Annotated in this window: 23 protein-coding genes; 9 read left to right on the forward strand and 14 right to left on the reverse strand. The window is 37.3% G+C overall.

Features of this window, described 5'->3' with window-relative positions:
* Positions 1-117: 117 nt before the first annotated feature.
* Together DFR57_RS01735 and pta are read right to left on the reverse strand one after the other, a co-directional pair.
* Positions 118-1,053: an NERD domain-containing protein gene (locus DFR57_RS01735; RefSeq protein ID WP_114351403.1), complete on the reverse strand. Its 936-nt coding sequence runs from the start codon at positions 1,051-1,053 to the stop codon at positions 118-120.
* A 150-nt stretch (positions 1,054-1,203) separates the two neighbouring features.
* Positions 1,204-2,178 carry a phosphate acetyltransferase gene (gene pta, locus DFR57_RS01740; protein ID WP_114351404.1) on the reverse strand — a complete coding sequence of 325 codons (975 nt, stop codon included), beginning with the start codon at positions 2,176-2,178 and terminating at the stop codon, positions 1,204-1,206.
* A gap of 226 nt (positions 2,179-2,404) precedes the next feature.
* Between pta and hemQ the strand changes: the two genes are divergently transcribed.
* The 3 genes from hemQ to DFR57_RS01755 all read left to right on the forward strand — a co-directional run bounded on the left by hemQ (position 2,405) and on the right by DFR57_RS01755 (position 4,303).
* Positions 2,405-3,151: a hydrogen peroxide-dependent heme synthase gene (hemQ, locus tag DFR57_RS01745; RefSeq protein ID WP_114351405.1), complete on the forward strand. Its 747-nt coding sequence runs from the start codon at positions 2,405-2,407 to the stop codon at positions 3,149-3,151.
* A gap of 197 nt (positions 3,152-3,348) precedes the next feature.
* A complete protein-coding gene (gene gerQ / locus DFR57_RS01750) occupies positions 3,349-3,765 on the forward strand; it encodes a spore coat protein GerQ (protein ID WP_114351406.1) in 417 nt (138 codons plus the stop codon).
* Positions 3,766-4,039: 274 nt separating this feature from the next.
* The gene (locus tag DFR57_RS01755; protein ID WP_114351407.1) at positions 4,040-4,303 is read left to right on the forward strand and encodes a hypothetical protein; all 264 of its coding nucleotides are present in this window, start codon (positions 4,040-4,042) and stop codon (positions 4,301-4,303) included.
* Here DFR57_RS01755 and DFR57_RS01760 read toward each other — a convergent pair.
* The 3 genes from DFR57_RS01760 to DFR57_RS01770 are packed head-to-tail and all read right to left on the reverse strand — an operon-like array spanning position 4,287 to position 6,380.
* Positions 4,287-4,658: a DUF423 domain-containing protein gene (locus tag DFR57_RS01760; protein ID WP_114351506.1), complete on the reverse strand. Its 372-nt coding sequence runs from the start codon at positions 4,656-4,658 to the stop codon at positions 4,287-4,289. The two genes, DFR57_RS01755 and DFR57_RS01760, sit on opposite strands and share 17 nt — an antisense overlap.
* 36 nt (positions 4,659-4,694) lie before the next feature.
* A complete protein-coding gene (locus DFR57_RS01765) occupies positions 4,695-5,006 on the reverse strand; it encodes a YwdI family protein (RefSeq protein WP_114351408.1) in 312 nt (103 codons plus the stop codon).
* A 36-nt stretch (positions 5,007-5,042) separates the two neighbouring features.
* Positions 5,043-6,380 carry a sodium-dependent transporter gene (locus tag DFR57_RS01770; RefSeq protein ID WP_114351409.1) on the reverse strand — a complete coding sequence of 446 codons (1,338 nt, stop codon included), beginning with the start codon at positions 6,378-6,380 and terminating at the stop codon, positions 5,043-5,045.
* Positions 6,381-6,651: 271 nt separating this feature from the next.
* On the opposite strand from DFR57_RS01770, the gene DFR57_RS01775 reads away from it, so the two are divergent.
* From DFR57_RS01775 to DFR57_RS01790, 4 genes are all read left to right on the forward strand, one after another.
* Positions 6,652-6,978, forward strand: coding sequence for an ArsR/SmtB family transcription factor (locus DFR57_RS01775; protein ID WP_114351410.1), 327 nt, complete (start codon positions 6,652-6,654; stop codon positions 6,976-6,978).
* 128 nt (positions 6,979-7,106) lie between these two features.
* The gene (locus tag DFR57_RS01780) at positions 7,107-7,622 is read left to right on the forward strand and encodes an SRPBCC family protein (RefSeq protein ID WP_114351411.1); all 516 of its coding nucleotides are present in this window, start codon (positions 7,107-7,109) and stop codon (positions 7,620-7,622) included.
* Positions 7,623-7,648: 26 nt separating this feature from the next.
* Positions 7,649-8,560, forward strand: a complete 912-nt coding sequence (locus tag DFR57_RS01785) for a VOC family protein (protein WP_114351412.1) — start codon at positions 7,649-7,651, stop codon at positions 8,558-8,560.
* Positions 8,561-8,815: 255 nt separating this feature from the next.
* The gene (locus tag DFR57_RS01790) at positions 8,816-9,688 is read left to right on the forward strand and encodes a fructosamine kinase family protein (RefSeq protein ID WP_114351507.1); all 873 of its coding nucleotides are present in this window, start codon (positions 8,816-8,818) and stop codon (positions 9,686-9,688) included.
* Positions 9,689-9,760: 72 nt separating this feature from the next.
* Here the strand turns inward: DFR57_RS01790 and DFR57_RS01795 are convergent, their stop codons facing one another.
* The 5 genes from DFR57_RS01795 to nagA form a co-directional block, all read right to left on the reverse strand.
* Positions 9,761-10,660 (reverse strand): Gfo/Idh/MocA family protein, encoded by a 900-nt coding sequence (locus tag DFR57_RS01795; RefSeq protein ID WP_114351413.1) that lies wholly within the window; start codon positions 10,658-10,660, stop codon positions 9,761-9,763.
* Positions 10,661-10,693: 33 nt separating this feature from the next.
* On the reverse strand, positions 10,694-11,593 hold the full coding sequence (gene murQ / locus DFR57_RS01800; protein ID WP_114351414.1) for an N-acetylmuramic acid 6-phosphate etherase: 900 nt from the start codon (positions 11,591-11,593) through the stop codon (positions 10,694-10,696).
* A 21-nt stretch (positions 11,594-11,614) separates the two neighbouring features.
* Positions 11,615-12,337 (reverse strand): GntR family transcriptional regulator, encoded by a 723-nt coding sequence (locus tag DFR57_RS01805; RefSeq protein ID WP_114351415.1) that lies wholly within the window; start codon positions 12,335-12,337, stop codon positions 11,615-11,617.
* Between the two features lie 107 nt (positions 12,338-12,444).
* Positions 12,445-13,167: a glucosamine-6-phosphate deaminase gene (gene nagB, locus DFR57_RS01810; RefSeq protein ID WP_114351416.1), complete on the reverse strand. Its 723-nt coding sequence runs from the start codon at positions 13,165-13,167 to the stop codon at positions 12,445-12,447.
* A 5-nt stretch (positions 13,168-13,172) separates the two neighbouring features.
* Positions 13,173-14,354: an N-acetylglucosamine-6-phosphate deacetylase gene (gene nagA, locus DFR57_RS01815; protein ID WP_114351417.1), complete on the reverse strand. Its 1,182-nt coding sequence runs from the start codon at positions 14,352-14,354 to the stop codon at positions 13,173-13,175.
* Positions 14,355-14,897: 543 nt separating this feature from the next.
* On the opposite strand from nagA, the gene nagE reads away from it, so the two are divergent.
* On the forward strand, positions 14,898-16,343 hold the full coding sequence (nagE, locus tag DFR57_RS01820; protein ID WP_114351418.1) for an N-acetylglucosamine-specific PTS transporter subunit IIBC: 1,446 nt from the start codon (positions 14,898-14,900) through the stop codon (positions 16,341-16,343).
* 500 nt (positions 16,344-16,843) lie between these two features.
* Here the strand turns inward: nagE and DFR57_RS01825 are convergent, their stop codons facing one another.
* Together DFR57_RS01825 and DFR57_RS01830 are read right to left on the reverse strand one after the other, a co-directional pair.
* Entirely contained in the window at positions 16,844-17,869 is a 1,026-nt protein-coding gene (locus DFR57_RS01825; protein ID WP_114351419.1) for an acyltransferase family protein, read from the reverse strand.
* A gap of 194 nt (positions 17,870-18,063) precedes the next feature.
* Positions 18,064-19,305, reverse strand: a complete 1,242-nt coding sequence (locus tag DFR57_RS01830) for an aminopeptidase (RefSeq protein ID WP_114351420.1) — start codon at positions 19,303-19,305, stop codon at positions 18,064-18,066.
* Between the two features lie 168 nt (positions 19,306-19,473).
* Here DFR57_RS01830 and DFR57_RS01835 point away from each other — a divergent pair, with 168 nt between their 5' ends.
* The gene (locus DFR57_RS01835) at positions 19,474-22,548 is read left to right on the forward strand and encodes an efflux RND transporter permease subunit (RefSeq protein ID WP_114351421.1); all 3,075 of its coding nucleotides are present in this window, start codon (positions 19,474-19,476) and stop codon (positions 22,546-22,548) included.
* Positions 22,549-22,590: 42 nt separating this feature from the next.
* Here DFR57_RS01835 and DFR57_RS01840 read toward each other — a convergent pair whose 3' ends face one another.
* Together DFR57_RS01840 and DFR57_RS01845 are read right to left on the reverse strand one after the other, a co-directional pair.
* Complete coding sequence (locus DFR57_RS01840; RefSeq protein WP_114351422.1) at positions 22,591-23,988, reverse strand: L-cystine transporter; 1,398 nt, start codon at positions 23,986-23,988, stop codon at positions 22,591-22,593.
* Between the two features lie 171 nt (positions 23,989-24,159).
* A complete protein-coding gene (locus DFR57_RS01845) occupies positions 24,160-24,606 on the reverse strand; it encodes an OsmC family protein (RefSeq protein WP_114351423.1) in 447 nt (148 codons plus the stop codon).
* Positions 24,607-24,698 lie beyond the last annotated feature (92 nt).

Below are 24,698 nucleotides of genomic sequence, written 5' to 3' on the forward strand. Positions count from 1 at the left end.
AGGCAAATTTTTTTGATTCCGCCGTCGCGCAGGGTAATTCCGCCACTGTGGTGCATAATTCCGCCAGTCTGCACCTTATTTCCGCCACTCTCAAGCATATTTCCGCCAGTCTATCTGTTAATTCCGCCACTCGTCCTTCTTCAATATATATTTACTATTTTTTGTCTTCCCTATGCGCGTGAATTTGCTTCGATTCATTAATTTTTGAACCGCATCGGCAGAATGTAAAGAGAGCACCTCTTGTATTTGCTTATTCGAGAGCCCTCCACTAAATAGCGTTAACATCTCCTCAAGGGCAATTATATGTGCAACCCCCGAGCGATGCTTGCAGTAACCACACTCCCACAACAGCCTTACACGCTTCATTCTATATGCCTCACATTCCGGGCACCTGACGCCTTTTATTATATCGCCCCACTTAATATTGTATCGCGCAATTAAATCTGGATTAGCAGGTCTATGCGAAGACTTGAGAAAATCCCGCATAGCAGCTAAATCCGTATTTGAAATGTGCGACTCTCTGTATTTCTTTTCTAGCCTCTCTAAGAAAAATGGCAGCGCTTGTGCCGTTAGAATACGATCACGATCTGGATAATGTTGAAGTAGCAGCCTTCCGCTTCGATTGGTGAAAACCACGACACCGTATAGAGGGATATTTGGGTAGTTGTGCTTTTGAAGAAATTTTTGAAGCTGCTTTTTTTGAAGGTCAACCTGCAGGATTGGATCAGGAAATACATCATCTTCATCCTTATTTTTTCTAAATATCTGCCTCGCATGCGGATCAAAGTAAATCTCTCCGGCAATATTTTTCACCTCGATTAATAAACCATAGCAACGCGTCATGATTAAATAATCGATTTGAAACACAGACTCCGCTTCGATCCGAATCCCGTGAAGATAATCCCTACAACCCGACATTTCCAGATAATACTTCAAATCCTGTTCCCCATAATCACCAGCCGCCGTTCGCCTCGCCTGATCGCTAATTTCCGCAAAACAAGGATGACTTGAATGCAATCTTTTAGCCAATTGGAAAAATTTATTGTTCATCATCGTGTCCTTTTTCCTTTGATTATAGTATGAAGGTAGGCCATGATGCTAACCGCAATATTCTAATTTTCCCGTCTGATGTTGCCCCGAAATAGTTATTTTCAGGCATAAAAAAAGCGTAACACCGATTAAGTGCTACGCCATTATCTAAATTTAAGAAATACTTTGTGCTGCTGTGATGATAGCTAGTTTGTACACATCATCCGAATCACAGCCACGTGATAAATCGTTCACTGGTTTATTTAAGCCCTGTAAAATCGGCCCAACTGCATCGAAGTTTCCGAGGCGCTGCGCGATTTTGTATCCAATATTACCAGCTTCAAGTCCAGGGAAAACAAACACATTGGCATCACCCTGAATCTCAGATTCCGGTGCTTTTTTCGCTGCAACAGATGGAACAAAGGCAGCATCAAATTGGAATTCACCATCTAAAACTAAATCTGGTGCCATCTCATTAGCGATTGCGACAGCATTTGAAACCTTTTCCGTTTCTTCAGATTTAGCAGATCCTTTTGTCGAGAAGCTTAGCATCGCAACACGCGGATCAATATTAAATAGCTTCGCTGTTTCTGAGCTTGCTATTGCAATTTCAGCTAGATCCTGACTATCCGGTGCAATATTAATCGCACAATCAGCAAATACGTATTTCTCATCATTACGAACCATAATAAACACGCCAGATGTTTTCTTAATGCCTTCTTTTGTTTTAATAATTTGAAGCGCTGGACGAACGGTGTCAGCTGTAGAATGTACGGCACCACTAACCAATCCATGAGCTTTATTCATATACACAAGCATGGTACCGAAATAGTTTTCATCCAGTAAAATCTTACGAGCATCTTCTGCAGTTGCTTTGCCTTTTCTTCTTTCAACAAACGCTGCTACCATTTCTTCAAATGCATCATAATCTTCTGGGTTTTCAACAACTGCATTAGAGATGTCTACCCCAATTTCTTTGGCTTTCTGTTCTATTTTTCTCTTATCTCCGACTAATACAGGAGTCAATATTCCTTCTGCGCTTAATTTACTAGCTGCTGTTAAGATTCTGTCATCTAAACCTTCTGGGAATACAATTCTATTCGTTTTTCCTTCTAATCTACCTTTGATTTCAGAAAATAAATCACTCATGTTTTAACCCTCCAAAGTTCCTTCTGTACTATATGATACGCTTTTTCGTGTAATAATGAAAGTCCTTCGTTAAATGTATGCGCTTTATTTCATCATTTCTTTTAAATGTTCATATTTTTGTCAAACTGACTGAAAATTTTTAATTCTTGAACCTGCAAACTCTATGATAAGTGTTCCCTATTTATGTTATATTAAAACGGAAGAATCAAGAAGGAGAGATTCAGTTATGCCAGAAGCAGTAGAAACAATGGATGGTTGGTATTGCCTCCATGATTTACGTAAAATCGATTGGAGCGCATGGAGAAAAGCGTCACAAGAAGAACGCGACGAAGCAATCAAAGAATTACAAGACTTACTTACAAAATGGGAAGAAGTAGAGGAAAACCGTGAAGGTAGTTACTCTTTTTATAGCTTGATGGGACACCGAGCGGATTTTATCATTATGCTTTTACGTCCTACAATGAAGGAATTAGGTGAGATTGAACTTGCCTTTAATAAATCAAAGCTTGCCGCCTTTACGACAAGTACCTATTCCTACGTATCAGTCGTAGAATTATCCAAGTACATGACTAAAGAAGGCGAAGATCCTATGGAAAACCCAGGAGTTCGTGCCCGCTTGAAGCCGCGCCTGCCAAAATGGGAGCATATCTGTTTTTATCCGATGGACAAGCGTCGTGAAGGTAATGATAACTGGTACATGCTACCAATGGATGAGCGTAGAGAATTGATGTACGAGCATAGTAAAACCGGACGTAAATATGCCGGTAAAATCAAACAAATTATAACCGGCTCCATGGGCTTTGATGATTGGGAATGGAGCGTCACCCTTTTCGCTCATGACGTCTTAGAAATTAAGAAGATTGTCTACGAAATGCGCTTTGACGTTGTAAGTGCCCGTTACGGAGAATTCGGTCCCTTCTATGTTGGGAACCTGTTAACGACTGAAGACGTCCCAGCCTTTTTAGAAATATAGGGAAAATGTAAGTGGAAAGCACACGTTATTTTCGTGTGCTTTTTTGTATGGCTAAAAATTAAACAGTGCTCCCGCTATTTTTCTGTATAAAAAAGGCAAGCATGCACCTCTTAATAAAATAATTAGCATGAAGCTAACCCTGCCTGCATATCAATAGCTAGTAGAAATAGTTATTATAGGATTGGAGATGGTTAACGATGATAAACCAGCCACAAAACATGGATATGCAGGGCTATTATCCATATCCAGGAGGGTATTATGGCTACCCTCAAATGATGCCGCAACCTCAACCGCAGCAAAATGGAGCCGATGTGCCTGGTATGCTTCCAGCCGAAGAGTCTTACATTGAAAATATTCTACGCCTGAATAAAGGTAAACTTGCTACGGTATACATGACTTTTGAAAATAATGAACGCTGGAATGCAAAAATTTTCAAGGGAATAATTGAAGCTGCTGGGAGGGATCACATTATTCTTAGTGATCCAGAAACAAAGAAACGGTATGTTTTATTGATGATTTATTTGGATTATATAACGTTTGATGAGGAAATTGTTTACGATTATCCGTTTAATGGCACAGCAGTAAATCCAATGGCATCTTATCCTCCAAGATAAGTTCCTATTCCCCGCTTCCATTCGAAGCGGGGTTTTTCATAACCTTTTATTGTTATAAAAATTTCTGCACGACCTCAAGAGTTTCTATATACACTTCCGTTGCAGACAGTCGCTTTCCTAGGGACACGGCCTCAGCTAATTTGATAAAGAAAAACACTTTACCAAATGGATCTTCGGACTCGTGCTTATCCCTTAGGAGTCGCCGTCTTCCACTTTCGTTTTACTTTATTTCTAAAGATATAAATTTCCTACTTAAATAAAGGAGGTAAAAATATTGAATCAACGTGCTGAACAAAAGGCAACACTTCACGACGTGTTAGGAGCTATTGTTATTGTCATTCTCACATTAATGGCATTTAGTTTTATTTTTAAAATATGGGCAGCACTTACTATTATTCCGGCTTTAATAGCCATTGCTTTTTTGATAGAAGCCATAATTGCATACAAAAAGAAGCAACGCCTTATATTTAGCCAGCAGCTGCTTCGATCGATTTCATTTAGTATTATTTCTTTATTTGTGCTTATCCAATATGTTTAACGACTGCATATCCAAGTATGACCCACCCAATTAAAAAGGCTAGTCCTCCAATTGGTGTGATCATCGCAAATGTTTTGATACTTGTAGTCGAATATATATAGAGACTACCCGAGAACAAAATAATACCCGCTAAGAAAAACCAACCTGCTGAAACGATGCTTGTCTGCGTCGTTTTCATCAGCAGTAAGCCAGTTACAAGTAAAGCGGTCGTGTGAAACATTTGATACGTAACAGCCTTTTCCCAAGTTGCAATCATTTTAGCAGAAAGCTTTCCTTCTAAACCATGTGCACCAAATGCACCTAAAGCTACCGCTAAAAAGCCGTTTATGATACCAATCAATAAAAACAATTTAATCATTTGATTGTTCTCCTCTCGTTCATTATTGATCCTTTAAAAATCAAATAAGGAATTGCCGTTTGCTTCCCCGTGATTTTCTTTATCTTTACCTGCGGGCTTTTCCCCACTAATTTTAGGACTAGGCGCATTACTACCCATCATTTTTAAAAGTTCCTGCTGGTCGATATTCTGCTTTGAAACTGGCACCGCAGGTTCTTGGCTTTCGTCGCTCTCATCTAAAACTACATCACACAACAGCCTGATCGCACGGACATGTTCTCTCACCTTTTGGTGATCCGTCTGCCTAGAAGCGGCTGTTGCTTCTACTAACATTTTTTCTACAAGTGCTTGACTCGTAATGGCCATTTGAAAATGCCCCCTTTTCTATTACCTTCTTTTCTATTATACAAGCCCGATTGCATTTAAGAAAATAATCACTATTAAGATTGGTGCAATATATTTCACTAACACAAACCAGATATTTCTAATTGGATTTGTTTGCATATCAGTAGCTTCGAGTGCTTCTTGTTTCTTAAATTGCCAAGTAAGGAAGAGTGCCATCGTCAACCCACCAATTGGTAAAAATATATTTGAAGCTAGATAATCCATCGAATCTAGAATGTCTAATTTCCCAATTGGTGTAACACCAGACCACACACCGAATCCAAGCGATACCGCTGTTCCCAATAAGAACACAATCAGACCAGATATAAAGGATGCGAATTTTCTCGTCCAATTACGAGCACGAATGAAATAGGCAACCGGGACTTCTAATAACGAAATCGAAGAAGATATTGCTGCTAAACTTAATGCTGTAAAGAAAACGAGTGCGATCAATCCACCAAAAGGCATCGCACTAAATATGCTTGGTAGTGTGATAAAGACTAGTGGCGGACCAGATGCCGGTTCTATTCCAAAGGCAAACACTGCAGGGAAGATAACAATCCCTGATATAATTGCAAAAACCGTATCCATTACACCAATACCAACAGTTGCTCCTGGCAATCGTTGTTTATGAGATAAATAGCTTCCATAAGTCATCATCGTCCCTACTCCAAGGCTTAACGAGAAAAACGCTTGACCTAATGCCGCAATATAAACAGATGGATCATCAAGTACGGACCAATCTGGTTTAAATAGAAAATCTAATCCGGCCTTTGCCCCATCTAAAGTAACACTATAGATAGCAAGTCCAATTAACATGATTGCAAGTAATGGCATTAAAATTTTATTCGTCTTTTCGATACCTTTTTTAATACCAACTAACACAATCGCCATTGTTAAGCCTAAAAATAAAGCATGCCAAAATAATGGTGCATACGCACTTGAAGTGAAAGCACCAAATTCAGCTGCATATCCACTGGCAGGCTCGACAGTTAACGCTCCAGTAACAGAATTCCACCAGTAATAAAGTGACCAACCAGCTACCACACTATAAAAGCCTAAGATTAAAAACGCACTAATAACTCCTAGATATCCAACCATAAACCATGGTTTGGTGGGTGCTAGTTTTTTATAGGAACCAACAATATCTTGTTGCGCTCTTCTCCCTATTGCAACTTCAGTTAAAAGAAGCGGAATCCCAATAACAAATACACTAATAATATATAAGATCAAAAAGGCGCCTCCACCATTCTCACCTGCTACATAAGAAAAACGCCATATATTCCCTAAACCTACAGCAGAACCCATAGCTGCAAGCATAAAACCTAATCTTGATGCCCAATTTTCACGTTGCATGTTTTCACTTCCCTTCTTCCATTCAAAGACTATCCTATTTTACACGAGAATAGCACGAATTTCACCCCTAATCTAGAGAGAAATATATGGAATGAAAAAAACTATTTAATGGGAACCAATTTATAATATTCCTTGACAGGAATATTCCTAATATGGAATAATCTATTTAACAACAAGATCGCTCAAAGTTAAAGTGAAAAATTTGGAGGTGATCTTCTTAATACAGTTCGGATAAATATACGTAAATTAAAATTGCAGGAGCTGATTCAGCATGAATACACAGACATTTAGTGCACTGGCGGAACCAAATCGTTTTAATATCGTCGAACTTCTTCTCAGTGAACCACTTCCAGTTGGGGATATTGCAGAAAAATTAAAGCTAAACCAGTCTCAAACCTCAAAGCATCTTCGTGTTTTGAGTGAAGCTGGCCTCGTGGAGGTTCAGCCAATAGCCAATCGTCGAATATATAAGTTAAAACCCGAACCTTTTCAAGAGTTAGATGCCTGGCTTGATTCCTATCGTAGAATATGGGGTGCACGAATGGACCGTTTGGATGATTATCTCAATGTAATACAAGGAAAAAAAACACTCAATTGAACATTGGTTAGTAGAAACAGTATCGTTATCCACCCCCATGAACTTGCAGATTTAGCGATGGAATCAATACTAACTTTTACACGATGAGTATGAAAGTAAAATTTATTGAATTAGATGGGAGAATTATTATGTCAATTAACGAAATGAATTCTAGAGTTGAGAATGACCGGATACTAGTATTAGAACGTGTTTTCGATGCACCGCGCGAGCTCGTGTTCCAAATGTTTAAAGAACCTGAACACCTCACGCACTGGTGGGGCCCTTTTGGTTGGGAACTGCCCGTTTGCCACATTGATTTCCGACCGGGTGGTTCATGGCATTTTTGCATGAAATGTATGGATCAAAATCAAGGGGAATATTACGGTATGGAATCTTGGGGGAAAGTTGTTTACAAGGATATTATTGAACCCGAAATGATTACTTACACCGACTACTTTTCCGATGCTGAGGGCAATATCGACAAGGATATGCCATCAACCGAGGTCACCTTGGAATTCATTGATCTGGAAGGAAAAACAAAGCTGATTAATCGAGCTGAGTATGTATCTGCTGAAGCTCTTAACTCCGTCTTAGATATGGGCATGCTTCAAGGTATCACTGAAACTTGGAATCGTTTGGAACAGCATCTAAACGAAACTAAATAAGTATCATTATAGAGGAGGAAGTATCCATGATAGAACAAAAAATCGTTCCCCATTTATGGTTTAATCAAGAAGCAAAAGAGGCTGCACAATTTTATACATCCATTTTTCCGAATTCAAAAATTACCAATATCGCAACAGTTGAAGATACACCATCTGGAGATAGCGATGTTGTTTCTTTTAATTTAGCAGACTTTTCATTCATGGCGATTAATGGAGGCCCACATTTTCAGTTCAATCCCTCGATTTCATTTTTTGTGAATTTTGATCCTTCAAGGGACGATAACGCCAGAGAAAATTTAGATGAGCTCTGGGAAAAGCTTTCTCGAGGCGGTACAGCCATTATGCCACTGCAGGAATATCCGTTCAGTAAACGCTACGGATGGATCCAGGATAAGTATGGCCTGACATGGCAACTGATCCTCACGAACCAAGAAGAGGAGGAACGACCTTTTATCGTACCTTCTTTGATGTATGTTCAAGACGTATGTGGTAAAGCAGAAGAAGCCAGTGACTTTTATCTTTCTGTTTTCCATGGTTCCAAACGAGGTGAAATCGCTACTTACCCTGCTGGCATGGAACCAGACAAGGAAGGAACATTGATGTTTACGGATTTTATGCTAGAGAATCAGTGGTTTGCTGCTATGGATAGCGCTCAATCACATAACTTCAAATTCAATGAAGCTATTTCACTTTTAGTTCGATGTGAAAATCAAGAAGAGATAGATTACTACTGGGAAAAGCTTTCCTCAGATTCAAAAGCTGAACAATGTGGTTGGTTAAAAGATAAATACGGTGTTTCCTGGCAAATCTGGCCAGAGATTATGGGAGAAATGATGGCAAACGGAACGGACGAACAAATGGAGCGATTAACAAAAACTTTTCTCAAAATGAAAAAATTCGACATAGAAAAATTAAAAAGAGCTTATCAAGATGAGTAATAATTATGTTCGATCAATTTTAATATGGATTTATTTTAAAGCTGGTTAATGCCAGCTTTTTTTATTACACATTTTCTGGCTAACACATAACATATGACTCTGCAGTTCGGTCCTGAAGTTAAGTCATCTAATTATTTTTTAATATAATGAAGCAAGTTTACTGGTATTAAAAACGTTATGGTCAATTAACAAAGTCATTGACACTTTGTTATACTTCTCTTATATCAGTTTTTGATGGAAAGGACCGTGCGTAAAATGCAAGATTTTTTTCAACAAGCTTTAGCAAATATCGAGGATCATAGCGAAATTAAAAAAATGGAGCGTGTATCTGGCGGAGATATTAATGATGCTTACTTTGTCCAAACCAACGAACAAGCTTACTTCATTAAAGTAAATCAGGATGTACCCCGTGATTTTTTTGAAATAGAAGCAAATGGTCTTCAGGCAATAAAGGATACCAAAACGATAAAGGTACCAGAGGTGTACTTTTATAACCAGCCTGAACAAGACGAAAAAGCACTATTGATACTAGAATGGATTGAAAAGGGTTCTCCTAACGCTAGTAGTTCCAAATTATTAGGGGAACAGCTTGCTAAGATGCATCACCCGCAAAAAGATAAAAAGTTTGGCGCACCCCATGACACCTTTGTCGGTGAGATCACGCAGGAAAATGGATGGTACGAGGATTGGCTGGGCTATTACAAAGAAAAACGGCTAACACCTCAATTAAATCTAGGAATTGAAAATGGTCGAATTCAGGCAGGCAGAAGGAAGAAGCTTGAAAAGTTAATTAATCAATTAGATAAATATATAGAAGCACATCCTCCTGTTTCCTTACTTCACGGGGATTTATGGGGAGGAAACTGGATGGCTGATAAAAATGGCACACCTTATTTAATAGACCCTTCTCTTCTTTATGGTGATCATGCTTTTGAACTTGCATTTACAGAGCTATTCGGAGGATTTGGCAACGATTTCTACACTCGTTATCAAGACATTTTTCCGCTACCTCCCCATTATGAAGAAGTGAAGGAAATCTATCAGTTATTCTATTTACTAGTACACTTAAATATTTTTGGTGAGGGTTATGGGGCGAGTGTTGATAGAATTTTGGATTATTATGTATAAATGAACAGTGCAAAAAATTTCAGAGAGAATATTCTCTCTGAAATTTTATATGTTAAATAATGTTGGAAAACATTACTTTAACAGTTCTATTATTTCTTCAGCTAATAGATGTGTTCTTAAGTCCGCTTCATCCGATTCATTTAGCACTTCTTTTTTCTCTACTCTATTAAAAAATGTATCAACTATACCTCTAAAACCTCTTTTATTTAGTGTTGGTTCCCAATCATTTTCTGCATGGATCATGTTGCTTTTATTTTGTTGTGAAATAACTTTATTTACATTTTCAGCGATTCTAGTCTCTTTTGGACTATGTACTTCTACTGTTTCCTTTGAAGTACCAGATTCTCGGTTCATGATTCCAATTGCAGTTCCTTCTTTTGCTTCTAATTGAAGAACAATATGATGCAAAATACCATTTTTTCGCTTTCCACGGACGTTGACATTCTCTATGTCATAAGGGAATAGGTAGAGCAAGGTATCGATCACATGGATAAAGTCATCAAAAATAAAAGTTCTTATTTTTTCAGCTTGATTACCTCGGTTCTTTTGAATCAGTACCATATTTGGATCATCTATTTCTTTTAATTTTTGATAAGAAGGGGCATATCTTCGATTAAAGCCTACCATTAATATAAGGCCTTTATCTTTCGCTTTGTTGATTAATCGCTTTGTGGACGAAGCTTCATATGTAATCGGTTTGTCCACATATACGTGAATGTCATGATCGAGCAATGTATCAATAATGCCTTCATGGGAATCCGTTGAAGAATGAACAAACGCCGCTTCCATACCGCATTGTAGCCAGTCATCTATTTGAGTATAAGTGTTTTGTAATTGATAAGTAGATTTTATTTCTTTTAACGTTTCTTTATTTCTCGTACATACATGCAGTTCAATATCTTTCGTTTGTGTGAGCACTGGTAGATAAGCCTTTTTTGCAATATCACCAATTCCAATTACGCCTATTTTCATATACTAGCCTCCTCTTATCAATATTTTAAAAAATCAACGTTTTTGATAGCTTTTAATCGCCTCTTTTAGATGACCATTAGCTTCATCTAAATACTGATTCGCTAACTCGTTGTCACTATTTGTTTCGGCTATAAAAATAGCTTTTTTTAGATCATTGCTTGTTAAGTCCATTAATTCAATCGCTTTATTTTCAGATATATTGGTTAGATCCATTAAAATATGTATGGCTCTTTTCACTAATTTCTTGTTAATAAGCTGCATATCTACCATTTCATTTTTATAAACTTTTCCAAGTCGAATCATTGTTGCCGTTGAAATCATGTTCATGACCATTTTTTGCGCTGTTCCGGCCTTAAGTCTAGTCGATCCTCGGATTATTTCTGAACCAACAACTAATTCTATACCAACGTCACTTATCTCAGAAGACACGGTACCTTTATTACAACTAATTGAAATGGTTCCAGCTTGCATCTTTTTCGCATAGTTTAGAGCTGCTACAGAATATGGCGTTGAACCACTGGCACTAATAGCAATTAACACATCATTGTGATCAAAATCATGTTCTTTAAGTTCATCGACAGACTTATTTTCACTATCTTCATGCTGCTCAAGTGGTTCCCACATTGCAGCTTTGCCACCAGCCATTAAGGGGACCCAACGTTTTGGATCAATCGAAAAGGTTGGTTCTAGCTCGACAGCATCTAGTACTCCAATTCGTCCACTTGTGCCAGCTCCAACTAGAAATACCCTTCCGTGAAGCTTCCATTTTTCTAATATTAAATCAACAGCCAATGCAATATTTTCTACATTGGCTTCAATCGCTTGATGAACTTCCCGATCTTCTTTCTCCATTAATTGAATGATATCGATCGTATTCATTTCATCAATATTTACAGAATGATGATTGACAGCTTCCGTACTAAGTTCTGTCACCTACATTCCCTCCCTTTTAACTCAACGTTCTAAATCAAGCATAAATTTATATCGATCTGCACGATAGCTAGATTTTACAAGTTCAAAAACGGTACCGTTATCTAATTTTGTCACTCTTCTCATAAACAGCACAGGAGATTGCTCTGGTATTTCTAAATATTTTATTTCCTCTTCGTTTGCGTGAGTAGCTTCAAATATTTGACTGGCTCTCCCAATTTTTAAACCTAAATTCTCCTCAATATATTTATAAAGGGAAGATTCCACAATATCATCTGTCAGACCTTTGATTAGGTTAGCCGACACATATGTCCTTTCTAATGCCATCGGAATCCCCTGCGCTAACCTAATCCGCTTTATTTCATATACTGGTGCATGTTCCTTAATATTTAGTTGTTGCGCAATACTAGGCTTTGCTGGAATTATTTCAAAATTCAACAGCTTATTACTCGGTGTCATTCCACGTGCAATCATGTCTTCTGTAAAACTAGTCAAACCATTTAAATTTTGTTCTAATTTTTGTTCAGCTATAAACGTTCCTTTACCTTTAATACGAATTAAATACCGTTCATTTACCAAATTACTTATCGCTTGTCTAACAGTCATTCGACTTATATTCAATTGTTCTGCATACTCTCTTTCAGAGGGTAATGCGTCACCGGGATTATATTCACCATTTTCAATTTTTTGTCTAATTTGTTCTTCTAATTGGTGATAGATAGGAATCGGAGAATGTTTATCAATCACTATTTCTACTCCCTTCTATAATAAAACATGCAACATAAATTGGAATATTTTGATCAAAAATCATTACATGAATATAACGCTATTTAATGTGATTTTTCCTTTTTTTCTCATTTCATTATAGCATCTTCAGTTGCAATGATGGTAACATTCTCATGTGTCTTTAGAATAGAAGCCGGGAAGTCCTCGTCTTTGTCGGAATGAAGTAATTGGCTTAGCGCATGTCTTTTTTCTTCTCCAGAAACTAAAACGAGTATTTCTTTACTTTTTACAATCGTCCCTAGCCCCATCGTAATCGCCTTAGTTGGCACTTCACTTAAATCGTTAAAGAATCGCGCATTGGCAGTTCTAGTGGATTCCTCTAACGTAACTACATGCGTTTTCTGTTCAAATGGTGTGCCTGGTTCGTTAAATCCGATGTGACCATTTTCCCCCAACCCTAATAGCTGTAAATCGATACCACCATACTCTTTTATTTTTTCATCATACAGACGGCATTCTTCTTCTAAATTTTCTGCTAATCCGTTTGGAATGAAGGTTTCATTTGGATCTATATCAATATGGTGAAACAAATGCTTATTCATATAAAAATGATAGCTATTTGGATCAGTGATAGGTAATCCGATATATTCATCTAAATTAAAGGTTGTTACTTGTTTATATGAGGTATGGTTTTTACGAAAATCTTCTACTAAACGCTCGTAAGTTTGAACTGGTGTACCCCCAGTTGCTAATCCTAAGGTTATCTTATTATCTGCCTGAATTCGATTGATAATTATCTCAGCTGCTTTTTTACTCATTTCCTCATAATTGTTTACTTGTATAACTTTCATTGTTTCTAATCTCCTTTATATGCAATTTCCCCTCGACAAAATGTAAACAGAATGTCATTTTTTTGATTTAACAAAATGATATCTGCATCTTTACCTACTGAAATACTTCCTTTTCTGTGATAAAGACCTAACTCTCTAGCAGCATTTCTAGAAGACATGCATATAGCTTCTTCCAACGAACAACCGGTATAGGAAAGGATATTTTTAAAAGCTTCTCCAAGCTTTAACGTACTTCCAGCTAGTGTGCCATCTTCTAATGTGGCCTTTCCTTTTTTAACGATTACAGGTTGTCCTCCGAGATCATATTTGTTATCTTCTAAACATTTTGCTCGCATTGAATCTGTAATAAGAAGCAGGTTATCTTTTCCTTTTAGCGAAAAAGCAGTCTGAACAGCCTCTGGTGTGGAATGAATTCCGTCAGCAATAATTTCAACCATTAAATCGTTATTTAACCATGCCGCCCCTACGACTCCAGGTTCTCGGTGATGGAATTCTCTCATTTGATTATATAAATGTGTGATATGGGATAAGCCGTAATCAACCGCTACAGAAATTTCCTCTGCTGTAGCGTCTGTATGACCAGCTGAAGCAATCACACCCTGCTCGTTGAGATACTGGATGAATTCCATCCCTCCTTCAACTTCAGGTGCTAAAGTGACTAATTTAATTTGGTTCTGCGCTAATTTGTTCCATTTTTTAAATAAATCGATATCAGGTTTTTTAATATATTCTAGTGGTTGCGCGCCTTTTCTTTTTCCATTAACAAAAGGGCCCTCTAGATGAACACCCAATATTTCTGCCTGCGCTTTTTCTTGTTTTTCCATATATGATGCTATATTAGTCAGTGCTGCTTCTATATTTTCATTACTTTGTGTCATGGTTGTGGCTAAAAAGCTTGTTGTTCCCTCTTTTGGTAAAACTCGACTCATCGTCTCAAGTGCAGCACGCGTTCCATCCATTACATCTGCCCCATTGGCACCATGGATATGCACATCAATCATCCCTGGAATGACTTTTACTTGTTGATTATTAAAATCTAGAACTTCACTACTAAAATGCGTATTATTCAGTCTATCCATGGTATCCAGTTCAGTAATTTTGCCTTCCTCTATTTTTACAAATCCATTTTCGATGACATTGTTTTCAACATAGATTTGAATATTTTTGAGTAATACATTGCCCGCCATTTCATCACATCCTACCATTTTTACTATTAAGTTTATCATATCAAAATTAGATATAGTTGTCTATACCAATTTAAAGGCTGTGGTATTATAAATTGTTTGGTTAAAATAACTTACACTCACGGGTATTACTGTATTAACATTGATAAAAACGTCTTTTAGTTTCATTTTTCTGTTCAAAATAATTTAGCACTACACCAAAAGAGGTATAGACAACTGAACCTTTACATGTTATTATTCTTTTAGATTCAGTGATAAAAGTGGCATGCCCTGTTAAAACAAAATAGGGTGAAGGACTAGCACGCTTTTCTACAACATAATGAGTTTTCAAGGAGGGATAGATGACTATTCATACATGCTTCTATGTTATATGAAATATTCAACCGTTATCTCGTAGTTTTTTGGGGAGATTATTATGTATCGTTTGTTATTTTTAAACGATTATGCAATCGATTACAAATCACAGGGTTTTGAGAAGGAATTAAAAAACTATAGCTATTATTTTTCTTAGTTTAGATGGAAATGTTATTTTGAGGAGGAACAAACATGATGAAATATATCCAAAATATTGGACGGTCTCTAATGCTTCCAGTTGCAGTGTTACCTGCTGCTGCGATCCTGATGGGGATTGGGTACTGGATAGATCCCACAGGTTGGGGTGAAGGAAATGTAATTGCCGCATTTTTAATTAAGGCTGGGGGATCGATCATTGACAACATGGCGATACTCTTTGCGGTTGGTGTAGCGTTAGGTATGTCAAAGGATAAAGATGGCTCAGCAGCACTTAGTGGGCTAGTCGCATATTTAGTTGTAACGACGCTTCTTTCCACTAATACTGTTGCACTCTTACAAGGCGTTGATCCCGAAACTGTCAATGCTGCATTTGGTAAAATTGGCAACCAGTTTATCGGTATTCTTTCAGGTATTATTGCTTCTATTATGTATAACCGCTTTAGCCAAGTGAAGTTGCCAGCTGCACTTGCCTTCTTTAGTGGTAAACGTTTAGTGCCAATTATGACTGCAGCTTCTATGTTGTTCGTTTCCGCGTTGTTATTCTTTGCTTGGCCTGTCATTTATACTGGATTAGTTTCTTTTGGTAAGTCGATCAGTGATATGGGAGCTTTTGGCGCAGGAATTTATGGTTTCTTTAACCGTTTATTGATTCCTACTGGTTTACACCATGCCTTAAACTCGGTATTTTGGTTTGATGTTGCAGGAATAAATGACATTGCTAATTTCTGGTCTGGAGAAGGCACCAAAGGAGTTACCGGAATGTATCAAGCTGGTTTCTTCCCAGTGATGATGTTTGGCTTACCGGCTGCCGCACTTGCGATGTACCACACTGCAAAGACATCTAGAAGAAAAACAGCTGCATCTTTATTATTAGCAGCAGCATTTGCATCCTTTTTCACAGGTGTTACCGAACCACTTGAGTTTTCGTTTATGTTTTTAGCACCAGCACTTTATGTTGTGCACGCAGCTTTAACAGGTTTATCGTTAGCTATTGCAGCCACATTCCAATGGACTGCCGGATTTGGTTTTAGTGCAGGTTTTGTAGACTTTGTTTTAAGTGCAAGATTACCACTAGCCAACCTACCATTTATGCTACTCGTTCAAGGCTTGGTATTCGGTGTCATTTACTATGTACTGTTCCGTTTCTTAATTGTAAAATTTGATTTAAAAACTCCAGGTCGAGAAGATGATGCAGAAGTTACTACATCCTCAGATCAACCTACCTCAAAAGGGGACGACATATCCGTAATGGCTTCCGAAATTTATGCAGGCCTTGGTGGAGATGATAATGTTGTCAGTGTTGATAACTGTGTAACGAGATTACGATTAGAAGTAAACGATATGAGTAGTGTCGATCAACAACGCATTAAAAACACTGGTGTTCCTGGCATTAATATCGTAGGGAAAAACAGTATTCAAGTAATAGTTGGGACACAAGTCCAATTCGTTGCAGATGAAATAAATCGCATACGAAAATAATTACCGTTCATGAGAAATAACTTTCCTCTTTCTAGAATAGTTGGTCATACTAACTTATTCTTGAAAGAGGATTTTCTTTTGCTTTAGCTATACTTAAAGAGAATTTTTTTCGTGCAAATAGTGTAGCTTTTGATGCAAACTTGTTGGAGTTACTTCGCTTTTTGTACTTTTGTGATTTGCTTGCAACTTTCTTGATTTGCTTGCAACTTTCTCGATTTGCTTGCAACTTTCTCGATTTGCTTGCAACTTTCTCGATTTGTTCTCGACTTTCACGATTTGTTCTCGACTTTCACGATTTATTCTCGACTTTCACGATTTGTTCTCGACTTTCTCGATTTCTTCTCGACTTCCTCCTCAACTGCGCAATTCCGCGCGTCTACTTCAAAAAAATTATTATTATAATATAGCAGCGCAATAAAAGGACCGGAATATACTAAAAAACGCATGAAATCAGGATAATAAACTCTGATTTCATGCGTGCTGTTTTAAATAAAATGAAATTACCTTAAAGCATGCTTCTCTTTTCGACTTTTTCCATTAGAATCCTGTATCCATTTTTTCCATTCTGAATTTTTCAATTCAATCGCTGGCTGGGTGAACATTACAATCCATTTAGATGATAAGAAACCAACTAAAAGAATCGAAATAACGGCCAACCCTATTACATCAAAATTATTATTTAACTTTAACAGGTCTGCTTGCCTGATATATTGGATAACCGTACCGTGTAATAAATATACATATAATGTGTATTGTCCCATATAGGTAAAACGCATTTCTTGGCGTGGCACCCATGCCAGAATAGAAAAGGTCATAATGACAGCAAGTGCATATAACCCTACTCGAATTAAACCGCCTGTGATTGGGTAATCTAAAGCTTGATACGGAGTAGAGCCAAACAACCAATATGCAGACATAGTTGGTGTAAAGCTAATAACCGCAAAAATCACAAGCAATACAGCTAGAGATGCCAATTTAAATCGGACATTCTTTAATTGCATTAAACGATCCTTGGTCGCCCAATATCCTAAAAGGAAGAATGGGAAAAATACAATCGTACGGGATAAACTAAACGCCTCTCCAATTCCACTTATATAACCTATCCCTATTCCCAAAGTAAAGGCAATAAGTACACCATAAAGAGGTGGTAGCTTTTTAAATGCAATTAATAATAAGTGCCAGCTAAATAAGCTAAGCAAAAACCAGAGTCCCCAGTGAGGATCAAAGAAGCTTGATTCCCAATTTGACTTACCGATAAATCGGTAATAAATCGTATAAAATGCTTGGAAAATTAAATAAGGTACAATTAATCTTTTCGCAAGCTTCATAATATATCCTTTGTCACCAGAACCTTTTGCAAAAAAGCCGCTAATCATCACAAAGGCTGGCATATGAAATAAATAAATCCATTGATATAAGTTATCTACTAACACAATATCTTGTTTAAGCGGTTGAATCATATGGCCAAATACAACCAAAAAGATAAAGAGGATTTTCGCATGGTCAAAATAAGCTTCTCGTTGCATAAAAATCATCCTTTTCAAATTTAGAGCATGAACGAAAATGATAAGTTCGAACAAAGTTTTTCTCATTTCTGTTCTACTACTTACCATTGTATACCCAATAGACTTTTGAGTATGCAGTTGTTACTCAAATGTAATGACCGCTTAATCTGCATGAAAAAACACGCATGAAATTTATCATGCGTGTTACAGTTTGATTAAAATTTTACCGCCCATTCTCCGTTTTTAAATAAAGCTTCTCTTTCACCTTCTACAGTAATTCCATCTATATCCAGTTTATCAGACCCAATCATGAAATCTTCATGGACAATACTATCATTGACTCCATTTTTATCTAATTCTTCTTTATTCATGTCAGATCCATTCTGGATATTCGTTGGATAGGCCTTTCCAAGCGCTATATGACATGAAGCATTTTCATCAAATAACGTATTAAAGAAAATAAGACCAGACTGCGACACCGGGGAAGAATGTGGAACGATAGCCACTTCCCCTAACCTTTTCGCCCCATCTTCATCCGCTTCTAATAGATTTTTGAGTGCCTCCTCTCCTTGTTCTGCTTGAAAATCAACTACTTTTCCGTCTTTAAACGTTAACGTGAAATTATCAATCAGCTGACCACCATAGCTTAAAGGCTTAGTGCTTGTCACTTTACCATTTACACCATACTTATGTGGCATGGAAAAAACTTCTTCTGTAGGTATATTAGGGTTAAACATAAATCCGTCCACTGCTTTTGCTGCTCCACCTGCCCAAATATGATTTTCTGGTAGAGCTAACTCTAAATCGGTGCCAGGACCTTTAAAATGAAGCTTGGCAAATTTTTTCTCATTTAAATATTGATGTGCATTTTCCAATAATTTATTATGGGCATCCCATGCTTTAACAGGATCTTCTTGGTTGACACGCGCTATTCTAAATATTTCATGCCACAATTGATCTATCGCTTCCTCATCATTTAACTCAGGGAAAATTTTCTTTGCCCATTCTAATGTAGGATAACCAACAATAGACCACCTGGCTTTATCATTCATTAGGTAATCACGATATTTTTTCAGTGCTATTGAGCTTGCTTTTGTAACTGCTGAAATTCTTTTTGATTCGATATCACTTAATAAATCAGGGTCTTCCCCATATATATTTAAAAGTCCGTATCCATCTTCAATCATTGATTCTAATGCCTCTTTACGCCACGTTGGATAAGTCTCTAATACTTCCATCGGGGCATGCTTCATTTTTAAATAGGTTAACCTGTCATCCTTCCATTCTACGTGCACATCTTTTGCCCCAATAAGATATGCTTTTTCTACTACTATTTGAACAAAATCTATCGCTTCAACTGGTGCATTGATTATTAACCCTTGCCCCTTTTGAAGGTTAACCCCTGTTTTAAGTGCTAAGTCTGCATATTTATGTAATTGCTGCTCAAATTGATCCATTTATACTCCTCCTTTTATCTAAAAGAAAACTGTTATTATTATCGCACACGAATTTGGATTATTCTAGCAAAAAACCATCGGTAATTGGAATCATTTTCATTTACAGTTTGCATGAACTATGTCATTAATAGCATATAATGTTTAATAGAAAATAATGGGGTGGACAATGTGAAGACAATTTTAAAATACCGCAAAATAGTTGGGATTTTTATGCTATTATTTGTGGTTACAGGGATTTTTACATATTTACAAATTCCAAAGCGCGATATTCCGGAAATCAAACAAAATATTGCTTCCATTTCAACCGTATATCCAGGAGCAAATGCTGAAATCGTAGAAGCGGATATTACCAATCCAATTGAAGATTTACTGATAGATTTAGATGGCGTTGAAAATGTTACATCGGCATCAGCAACAAGCTTTTCTACCATTACTGTTAGTGTAGAAAACAGTGACAATCCTTCAGCTATCTATAGCTCGATTCAACAAGCAGTAACGGAAGCCGCAAAATCTTTTCCTGATCAAGCCCAAGCACCTGATGTTGAGACTGATATTGTAACGTCTAGTGTTGCCACGTATCACTTATTAAGTGAAGACCAGGAATCTCTATATGACTTGCGAGATGAACTTGATGAATGGGAAGAAAGTTTAACCGAGCTCTCTGGGGTGGAATCGTTACAAATCAAAGGAATGCCAGATGAAGTTGCGATGATTTCTTTAGACCAGGATGCATTAGAGGAAGAACAAATCCAACCGAATCAAGTTATTACAGCTATTCAAAATGAAATCTCGCCAACTGCTATTGGCACAGAGAAAAATGAAGACACGATTTACCAATTAAAGCTTGATTCTATTTCTGATTTCAATGCACTTTCTGAGCTTTATATTGCCCAAAACCCCGCAGGAGAAGCAATTTCCTTAGGTGATATCGCATCTTTATCCATGGAAAAGGAAAGTCCAGAAGACCTTATCACTTATGAGGGAAAGGCTGCTCTTTCTATTACTGTTTTTGCGCAAGAGGGCATTAATATCACAAGCCTTCAGGAACAAATCAATGAAAAAGTAGATAAGCTAAGCGGAAATCTTCCAGATGGTATAGAGGCAGATCTTTTTTATACCCAAAGTGAAGTCATTGATGAAGTGTATTCTAGCTTACTTACTTCATTTGCCATATCACTATTTTCTGTGGTCATTATAATGGTTCTAGGATTGCCAATTTCATCTGCTATTCTAGTTGCCTTAGCTATTCCACTTTCGATTATAATCGGTTTAATTCCGCTTCCTTATTCAGGAGTCGATTTAAACCAAATTTCGATTATTGGTATTATAGTTGCAATAGGTATTCTAGTTGATGATGCCATTGTTGTGAATGATAATATTATGCGGCGATTCCAATTAGGTGACAACCCACTTGATGGAACCATTCGTGGGGTGAAAGAAGTTGGGGTTTCTATCGTTACATCCACCCTTCTTATTGTATTTAGCTTTTTCCCGCTTACCTTTTTATCAGGAAGTAACGGAGACTTTATTAGGGCGTTGCCGCTTGCTTTGATTTTCACTATTATCGCATCGACAACTATCGCATTAACGGTTATACCTTCTGTGCAATACGCCAGACAATTAAAAATCTATAAAACGAAAAAACGAAAAATTGGTTTACTCACAAACTTTTTCCGTAAATTAGAAACCGTTTATGCAGAAAAGATTTTACCAAGAACGATTAAAAAACCATGGATCACTGTTGTAAGTGGAATTGTTCTTTGTGTACTTTTATTGCTTTTAGCAATCAAAGTACCATTTGAATTCTTCCCGGCAGCAGACAGAGAAGAAGTGACTGTTTCTGTCAAGCTTAAAGACGGAACTCCTATTGACGAGACAGATCAGCTTTTAGAGGAAATGGAAACATATATATTGGAGGAAAATGAGCACGTCACAGAAACAGTTCGTTACACAGGAAGCGGCTTACCAAATATTTTTAATTCTGGACTAAATCGATCCGGCGAAAATACGGGTCAGCTAGCAGTTCGAATTGATCGTGACACTACCTCTGCAACTGAATTTATTGAAAACAATCAGCAGAATTTAAGAGAAACTTTTCCTGATGGAGAGATATTCTTAGAAACGATTGTATCTGGTCCACCTCCTTCTGCTGCTTTAGAAGTAAAATTACAGGGGCCAGATCTAGATATGTTAACGGAAAATGCATTAGCGATCCAAGAGGATTTAACTGCACTCGATTCTGTAGAAATCGCTACTACTAATGCCGGCTCTACGCAGCCTGTTAGAACCTATGAGATAGATCGTGATTTCCTTGCAGAAGAAGGTGTTGCTCTTGACCAGGTTAGAGGGACCCTGCAATTAGCAAATACAGCAATACCACTTGGAGAACTTGATGAAAACGAACAAATAATTCCTTTACAGCTAATTTTAGATGAAGGCGAAGATAATGGCATCGATTTAAGTGCATTAACTTTATTTGCTGGAATGGGTGAAGACGGAGCACCACAGATTTATAGTTTTGATGAATTTATTGACTCAACAACTGATCAACAAATCGGGGCAATTCCACATGACAATGGGAAAAGAACAATTACAATCTCTGCCTATGAAAATGAAGATGTAGGAACCTTTTCTTCTGATACAGCAGATATCTTGGATTCCTATCGAAATGATTTAGATAGTGATTATCAGCTGATAGAAGACGGTGAGGCTAGTGCAGAGACCGAATTCTTTGTTGAAGTAGCAAAATTGTTTGTCGTGGTACTATTCTTAATTTATGTCACTCTTGCGATTCAATTTAATTCACTGTTAACACCAGTTCTGATAACGAGTACCGTATTCCTTGCTATTACTGGGGCCATTGTCGGTCTATTCGTAAGCGGACAGCCACTAAGCTTCTTAGCAGTCCTGGGTATTGTATCCTTATCAGGGGTTGTTGTCCGAAATTCGATTCTGATTATCGAATTTATTGAACAAAATAAGGAACGTGATAAGTCTATAAATGAGGCAATTATTGCTGCAGGTAGAGCAAGGTTCCGTCCGATTCTATTAACAACGTTAACCTCTATCGCGGCACTGTCTCCAATCATCTTTACGGGAGATGTATTATTCAGACCTCTTGCTGTATCGATTGTAGCGGGAATCATTTTCTCTACAACTCTTACACTCTTATTGTTACCTGCATTCTATTTAACGATGGAGGGAATGCGCAGCAAGAAACAAATGAAAAAATCAACTTCATAATATTAAAAATTCCACGCCAGAGATTGGCGTGGAATTTTTATATTAATCGATCACAAGATCTTTACTTGTTGCTTCTTTATCCTGGTATCTTTTAATATTTAATTTCTTCATAATTTTAGAAGTAAGTGTTCCAGATAAAATAGAATCATTTACATTTAATGCAGTACGACCCATATCAATAAGTGGTTCTACTGATATCAATAGACCTGCTAAAGCTACTGGTAAATTCATCGATGATAAAACGATTAGAGCAGCAAACGTTGCTCCACCACCAACACCGGCGACACCAAAGGAGCTAATACCGATAATTAAAACTAGCTGGATTAAAAAGCTAGGTGATAATGGATCAATGCCTTGACTTGGTGCAATCATCACAGCAAGCATCGCAGGATAAATCCCTGCACATCCATTTTGACCAATCGTTGCACCAAAGGAAGCAGCCATGTTTGCCGTACCACTGTGCACACCTAAGCTATCCTTTTGAACTTGAATGGTTAACGGAATCGTTCCTGCACTAGATCTAGATGTAAATGCAAAACCTAGCACCGGCAATACTTTTTTCGTGTACGTTAATGGGTTAAGCCCAAACAACGCTAAAATGATTAAATGAATAGCGAACATGATAATAAGTGCAACGTAGGATGCTCCTACAAATTTTCCTAGCTCTAGTATTCCCGCTACATTCGTTTGTGCAACGGTATTCGCCATCAAGCCTAAAATACCATATGGTGCTAATCGTAAAATCATTTTTACAATACGCATAACGACAGCATAAATCGCATTAACGATTTCCACGAACTTCTCTGCTTGTTCCGGTTGTTTTTTTCTAATTCCAAGAACTGCAATACCAATAATCATGGAGAAAATAACGACTGCAATAACAGAAGTTGCTCGATCACCTGTCATATCTAAAAACGGATTAGCAGGAATAAATTCTAAAATTTTCTGTGGTGTAGTCATCCCTTCTACGGACCCTAGTGTTTCTTCAAGTGCCAATCCGCGATCTTGTTCCTCCTGGCCTGCTTCAATTTGATCTGCGTTAAGATCAAAAATGGTTGCACTGAAAACCCCAATCATTGCCGCAACCATCGCTGTAGTTACTAAAATCCCAATGATCCAGGCAGACATTTTTCCAAGCTCTGCTGACTTCTCCAAATTAATAATCGACTGGATAATGGAAACCATCACAAGTGGTATAACGATCATCATGAGCAACCTTACGTACCCACGCCCTAATATATTATACCAATCTGTAGTAGTCCCTAGAACGCTTGAATCCACGTTATAAACTACCTGTAAAAAACCACCTAGTAAAATACCTAACCCTAAACCTGTAAAAACTCGTTTTGAAAAAGATACATATTTTTTCTGCATCACAAAAAGAATACCAATAAAAAACAGCATAATAGCAATATTGATTAAAATTAACAGTGTATCCATCTTTCTCTTCCTCCTTTGATTTCTATATTCTATATAATATATTATTCCGATAAATTTACTACGATTAAATTTACTACCCTTTACTATATTTGTCAATGATTTGATTCATTTTATGCAATTTAAACCTAAAAAAATACTCTATCCAAGTAATAGAGTATTTTTTTCCTTTTATTATACGATTGAAATAGATGGCTTTAATTCGATTTCCACATTACCATTGATCGCGCGTGAAATCATACAGGAGGCTTCAGCTTGCTCTACTAATAATCGAAGCTTGTCCAAATCTTTATCTGTTGCTTCAGCACTTAATTTCATTTCTGGCTTATGGGTGATCTTTTGATACGTAAAGACACCATCTGTTACATCCACTTCTCCGACCGAACTTAGCGATAAATGGGAAAGCGGAAGCTTAGTCCGTTCTATCATTGCTGCTAACGTTATTAAATAGCAGGTGGAAGACGCACCTAATAACATTTCATCTGGATTTGTTCCTTCTCCTGGTCCATTCATTTCTCGAGGAATCGAAATTTCCGTTTTTAAATTCCCTGCTTGAAGATATCCAACTTCATTTCTTCCCCCAGGCCACGTTGCTTGTAAGTGAAATTGATGTAAGGTCATATTCGTCATCCTTTCTTACTCTAATTTACTAAAAAAAGAAATTTGTCGCAAATAGAAAAAGCACAACCTCTTTTTTGAAAAAGAATTGTGCT

The sequence above is a fragment of the Saliterribacillus persicus genome (genome assembly GCF_003337485.1).
Classification (GTDB): Bacteria; Bacillota; Bacilli; order Bacillales; family Amphibacillaceae; genus Saliterribacillus; species Saliterribacillus persicus.